The sequence below is a fragment of the Ruoffia sp. FAM 26254 genome (assembly GCF_045528545.1).
Lineage (GTDB): Bacteria > Bacillota > Bacilli > Lactobacillales > Aerococcaceae > Ruoffia > Ruoffia halotolerans.
Genome location: NZ_JBGQQY010000078.1, coordinates 1 through 5,502 on the forward strand (window position 1 = coordinate 1; position 5,502 = coordinate 5,502).

The following is a 5,502-nucleotide window of genomic DNA, read 5'->3' on the forward strand; positions in this document are numbered from 1 at the left end:
GTCTGTAAGATATCTGTAGTAAGATTGTTCATAGGGAAGTCCTCTTTTCTGTGAATGTAGTGTGGTAACTCTATTCTACAGAAGGGGCTTCCTTTTTTCTATTTACACAAGATATTTTACACTCTCGAATAAGGAAAGTTACTTTGTTATATTTATATAACAAAGTAACTTTTTTTGTTTGAAGTAAAATGAATACTTATCATTATACGAGGTATATCATTTTACAATATGATGTCAGATGATATACTAGTAATATAAATTAGAAAAATTTTAGGAGGAAATTATATGGATTTTTCATCATTCTTTGCGACACTTGGCGCAATGTTACCAGGAATTATCGGAACACTATTACTATTAGTTTTAGCTCTAATTCTTGCTTGGGGACTTAAACGTCTAACAATTAAAGGACTAGAGAAGGTTGGTTTTAGTCGCCGTACACAATCATGGGGCATGGCTAAGACAGAAGAGGAAGGTCAGCAGTATACTGAAACGGTTGGATCAATCGTTTACTTTGCGACATTGTTATTCTTCTTACCTGGAATTTTAAACGGTTTAAATGTGGGTGGCGTTATGGACCCAATCGTGAACATGTTTAATAAATTCTTTAGCTATATTCCGAACATTTTAACAGCGATTGTTATTCTAGTCGCTGGTGCTTACTTCTGTAAGTTCGTTAAAAAGCTTGTTCGCAACCTATTATTAAGTTTAAACATTGATAAATGGTATGCAAAACTAACGGGTAGTACAACAGGTGCTGATGTCAATGAAGGTCAGATTGCAGAAGTACTTGCGACAGTTGTTTATGTGTTAATCTTTATCCCAATTTTAACTGTAGCACTTGAAACATTAGGTATTCAATCAATTTCAGAACCGATTGTAGCAGTACTAAATCAAATCTTAAGTGCTATTCCTAATATCATTACAGCTGCTGTATTACTAATTATTGGTGGTGTTGTAGCGAAATTATTAGGTGACTTAATTGAAAACTTACTAGCAACAACAGGTGTTGATAAATACTCACGTTACTTAAACTTCCGTTCAGAAGTTTCTGACGTTAAAATTTCAAACATTACAGCAGCAGTTGTTAAAGGTGTGTTGATGTTATTCTTCTTAGTTGAAGCAATTTCTGTATTAAACTTAGAAGTTCTTAATACCATTGGTGCAGCAATCATTGCTTACATCCCATTAGTATTAAGCGCGATTATCATCTTAGCAGTTGCATTAATCGGTGGAAACATCTTAGCTAACTTTATTTCAAAAGCAACTGGTAACAAGTTATTTGGTGAAGTCATCCGTTACGCGATTATCATTTTAGGAGCATTCATGATCTTAGAACAATTACATATCGCTCAAACAATTGTTAATGCTGGATTCATTATTATCCTTGGTGCAGCTGGTCTAGCAGTAGCGTTAGCCTTTGGTTTAGGTGGACGCGACTTTGCGGCTCGCCAATTAAACAAAGCGGATAAAGCCATTGACGAAGAGATTGACAAAGCTGAAGATAATAACAACCATACAATTTAAACTATTGATAGAAGTCGGCTAAACTTTAGTCGGCTTCTTTTTTGTGCAAAATAGTGTAGTAGGATGTTCAACTGGAGAAATATAAAAAAATTCTTCCAGCTGAAGTGTTTAACTGGAAGAATCTAAACAAATTCCTAAATTTAAACTTACCAACACTATCTTTTGCACAAAACTGTCCTAAAAGAGTATAATAAACTAAAACAACAATGGAGGGATTAGAATGCCTTTTGTACGAATTCAATCTAAAGAAGGACGCACACCAGAACAGAAAGAAACTTTAGCAAAAGCAATCATTGAATCGATGATTGAGCAAGGCTATGCGAATAAGGAAGCGATTAGCGTCATCTTTGAAGATATGGCTAAAGAAGACTTTTACAGTGGAAAAGACTACTAAAGACACAAATGCCCCTTGAGAACTTCAGGTCTCAAGGGGTATTTTTATGCATTCAATATGATGCTCATCGATTGATCAACAGATGATTCATAGGTTGCACCAAATTTGTGTAGATGAACCATTAATAAGTAAAGGCGGTAGAACTCGATGCGTAATTCTGAACCTTCAGAAAGTGGGTAAGCTTCATCATAAGTAGCGTAGAAGTCAGAATTAAAGCCACCAAATACTTTAGTCGCACCCAAATCAAATTCGCGGTCACCGTACATAGAAGCGGGGTCAAATAAAGCAGGACTACCGTCAGACAAGAACATATAGTTACCTGCCCATAAGTCACCATGCAATAATGACGGGTCACTTTTGTGTCGAGTTAACTCATTCACCATAATTTGTCTTACTTGTTGATAAGTATCGCTTTGACGTTGATTCCATTTATTGTTATCCACAAGTAGCCTGTGAAGTTTGTCCATCCGTCTTTCGACGAAAAGCTCAAGCCAAGAATCAGTCCATGAATTATCGAATTGAATGTCAGCTCCTGCATAAGGAGCGTCAAAGCCGTATAAGCCGTCATCAGAGTGATACTGATGCAATTGGGCAACCATTCTTCCTAATTCACGTTGACTCCCATTTTGACCTTCCTCGAGGTAGCTAAGTAATAAATAAGCATCACCTTGGTTTTCACCTGAATCAATCACTTGCGGTACAGTGATTCCAGCTTTAGCCATTTCTTCTAAGCCTGCAATCTCACCTGTATAAAAGTCTGCACTGCGCCCCGCTTGGACGAGTAAGAAGTAAGGTTTAGAATTTGTTTCCACTCGAAAGGCTTGGTTTACATCGCCTCCTGATACAGGGATGATTTCTTGAATTGAATCGATAGGTAATACATCTTTCCAGTTATGACTCATTGAATAAGCGCCTCCTTCTTGATTATTCAATATATTCATTTTTAGTGATAACCTCATCTGGCGTTTCAAAGCCTTCTTTTTGGTCTTGTTCAAAGTTTTCTTCAATGATTTGTGGTGGGCTAATATGTTTCGTCCAGAAGCCTCCGTGAATGTATTTTGCATCATATGAGATGAAAAATGCGTTCGGGTTTAGTTCATTAATTGTGTTACGCAAAGCTTTCTCAGTAGAACGTGGCGTGAGAATCGTTAAGACTAACCGGTTTCCATTCCGTCCGTAACCAGGTTGAATTGTCACCCCATAGCCACGTTCCCTTAAAGAATCTGCCAACACATGGTTGTCGTCTTCTGTGAATACTTGCATTACTGAATAACCTAAAGCAATCCGGTTCTCTACTAACATACCTAAGTATATCCCAACGCCAAAACCTAAAGCGTAAAAGATGAGGTACATGATGTTTTCCTCAATGTATGACATCACCATTGACAAGCCGAGTGTGTAAATCGTTATTTCGATAATAGCTAAGATCGGAGCAAGGTTCCGGTAACCTCGCATCGTCAGTAATGTTCGAATCGTGTTTAGCATAATATAAACTAAGTTGATGGCAAAAATTTGTCCTAATACAAGCCAGTTCATAAATCAAAGGCCTCCTTTTAATAATCTCTAAAGTAAATGTTACAGTAAATTAAATTTTATGTAAATTAACTCGCTGTTTGTAGCTATATTTATAGGTTATGATAAAATAAGTTATCATTTGAAAAGAGGTAAAACTATGAAGAAAAGGTTAAAGCAATTAGCAGTTCTGATTGTATTGTTTTGGTCTTGGCATGCTGTATGGCTCTACTTCAATTTAGATGTTGGAGACACCCCTGTAGCCAGCGATGTGATTATTGTCCCTGAAGGTGGAGATGGGCGCGAAGATCAAGCTGGCCGACTATTACTCGATGGTTATTCACTATCCGACCGAATTATTGTCTCACCTCTTTATGGAGAGAACTTAAATCTTTTACCTCACTATCAAAATGCAGGTGTGAGAGAAGATCAGATTATCGCTGAAAATGAAGCAACAAGTACTTACACAAATGCAGTAAATACATTAAATTTAATGGAAGAAAATGGTTGGAACTCTGCTTTGGTCGTCACATCTGATTACCATACGAGACGGACACGCATGATTTATGAGCGAGTAAACCGTCATTATGACTTTGATCTAACTTATATTTCAGCTTACGTCTATACGAACGAGGGTGAAGTCATTACTTATCTTGATACACCTGGTCTTCGCAGTGCAGGGCGTCGTGAAATTTACAAATATTATGGTTACCTATTTGGCTTATATCACTTCTTGGATTTAGATTAATAGTCATTTCTTTAGACTTTAGAATCTAGAAGCGGTATTATGTATTTTCTAAAAAATTGAATAGGGGGATTACATGTCAAAAAATTACAATATTGATAAGGTGAAGTTTGTTGCTGCTATTGGAGTAGTACTCATTCATGTATTTGCATTTATCGATTCAGCATATAATAAACCTTTGATTGAACTACAATGGCCTCGCGCTATATTTAATTACGCTGTACCTTTGTTCTTCGCAATTACAGGTTATATATTGTCAAGCCGAACAAATGAATATATGTTAAAGTACGCAGGCAGTGTTTTGCGTTTATTTATTTCTATTTCATTATTTTATTACGTGGTGTCTTTGCTCATGGCAGGCCTCGAAGCTTGGCTGTATGAAGAGCCTGTCATAGATGCTGTGATGATCATCTTCCGTTCTAAAACGTGGCGACAATTTGCGCAAGGAACGATTGGATCTTACCATCTATGGTACTTATGGGCGAGCTTTCTAGGTATCTCGTGCCTGTATGGCTTAAATAAGATAATCAACTCACCAAGAATCTTAATCGTAAGTGTATTTGCCTTATATCTTGTATCGCTTTACTGTCTCGAAAACGGACTGTTAACTGATATATTACGTTACGGGGGCTTCCCAAAAGCCTTGATGTATACAAGTATCGGCTATTATGTAGGGGTGCAAGGGGATTACTGGAAGTATAACTTGCGTGTCTTAATTGGTTGGATGTTTGTCTATGTTGTTACTTTTGGCTTTTTCTACCAAGGACAATATCTCGAACTATTATTTATTCCAACGATTTACTTAGTGATCGCATTCTTAAACCGATATAAGGGAGAAGAGACAGTCATCGCGAAGCTAGGAGATTATTCAGATCAGATATACCTATTACATGCCCTAGGTATTAATGTATACGGACTATTACTGTTCGTCTTTCCCGAGCTTCAGATTCACTCACTTCCCATTCGCGTTGTATTGATTACATTATTCGCAGTTGTCTTTTCACTTCTGTTATATATGCCACTCAACCGCTTTTATTTGGAACCGATGCAAAATTGGCTAAAGAAACTGCGTTTCAAATTTAAAGGCAATAACAAACCAAATAATAAAATAGATTTAGCTCAGAGCACATCGAAGTCATAAATTCGGTGTGTTTTTCGGTTCATGAATTTTTGATGTTGGTGGACCGAGGAGCCAGGTGACGCAGTCACCTTGGCTCTTTTTTTATGTGCGCCCGGCATGGGCGATAACTTGGTGGTGAAAGTCCACTACAGACTTGGCAGTAGGAACTGTTAGCTAAAGGCAAGGGTGTCCACCGTGAGGTGGAAT

At 37.3% G+C, this 5,502-nt stretch carries 6 protein-coding genes; 4 read left to right on the forward strand and 2 right to left on the reverse strand.

Features of this window, described 5'->3' with window-relative positions:
* The first annotated feature begins 285 nt into the window (after positions 1-285).
* Both ACEN3Z_RS11490 and ACEN3Z_RS11495 read left to right on the forward strand, forming a co-directional pair.
* Positions 286-1,524: a mechanosensitive ion channel gene (locus ACEN3Z_RS11490; RefSeq protein ID WP_407090943.1), complete on the forward strand. Its 1,239-nt coding sequence runs from the start codon at positions 286-288 to the stop codon at positions 1,522-1,524.
* A gap of 220 nt (positions 1,525-1,744) precedes the next feature.
* Positions 1,745-1,918 carry a tautomerase family protein gene (locus tag ACEN3Z_RS11495; protein WP_338487665.1) on the forward strand — a complete coding sequence of 58 codons (174 nt, stop codon included), beginning with the start codon at positions 1,745-1,747 and terminating at the stop codon, positions 1,916-1,918.
* Between the two features lie 44 nt (positions 1,919-1,962).
* Here the strand turns inward: ACEN3Z_RS11495 and ACEN3Z_RS11500 are convergent, their stop codons facing one another.
* On the reverse strand, positions 1,963-2,820 hold the full coding sequence (locus ACEN3Z_RS11500; RefSeq protein WP_407090944.1) for a fructosamine kinase family protein: 858 nt from the start codon (positions 2,818-2,820) through the stop codon (positions 1,963-1,965).
* Between the two features lie 22 nt (positions 2,821-2,842).
* On the reverse strand, positions 2,843-3,454 hold the full coding sequence (locus tag ACEN3Z_RS11505; protein ID WP_138404881.1) for a DUF2179 domain-containing protein: 612 nt from the start codon (positions 3,452-3,454) through the stop codon (positions 2,843-2,845).
* Between the two features lie 136 nt (positions 3,455-3,590).
* Here ACEN3Z_RS11505 and ACEN3Z_RS11510 point away from each other — a divergent pair, with 136 nt between their 5' ends.
* Complete coding sequence (locus tag ACEN3Z_RS11510; RefSeq protein ID WP_407090945.1) at positions 3,591-4,178, forward strand: YdcF family protein; 588 nt, start codon at positions 3,591-3,593, stop codon at positions 4,176-4,178.
* 73 nt (positions 4,179-4,251) lie between these two features.
* Complete coding sequence (locus tag ACEN3Z_RS11515) at positions 4,252-5,316, forward strand: acyltransferase family protein (protein WP_407090946.1); 1,065 nt, start codon at positions 4,252-4,254, stop codon at positions 5,314-5,316.
* The last annotated feature ends 186 nt before the right edge of the window (positions 5,317-5,502 follow it).

Bases quoted from the DNA above. Each gene is read 5' to 3' on its own strand.
- ACEN3Z_RS11490 (WP_407090943.1), top strand. From the start codon at position 286: ATGGATTTTTCATCATTCTTTGCGACACTTGGCGCAATGTTACCAGGA.
- ACEN3Z_RS11495 (WP_338487665.1), top strand. From the start codon at position 1,745: ATGCCTTTTGTACGAATTCAATCTAAAGAAGGACGCACACCAGAACAG.
- ACEN3Z_RS11500 (WP_407090944.1), bottom strand. From the start codon at position 2,820: ATGAGTCATAACTGGAAAGATGTATTACCTATCGATTCAATTCAAGAA.
- ACEN3Z_RS11505 (WP_138404881.1), bottom strand. From the start codon at position 3,454: ATGAACTGGCTTGTATTAGGACAAATTTTTGCCATCAACTTAGTTTAT.
- ACEN3Z_RS11510 (WP_407090945.1), top strand. From the start codon at position 3,591: ATGAAGAAAAGGTTAAAGCAATTAGCAGTTCTGATTGTATTGTTTTGG.
- ACEN3Z_RS11515 (WP_407090946.1), top strand. From the start codon at position 4,252: ATGTCAAAAAATTACAATATTGATAAGGTGAAGTTTGTTGCTGCTATT.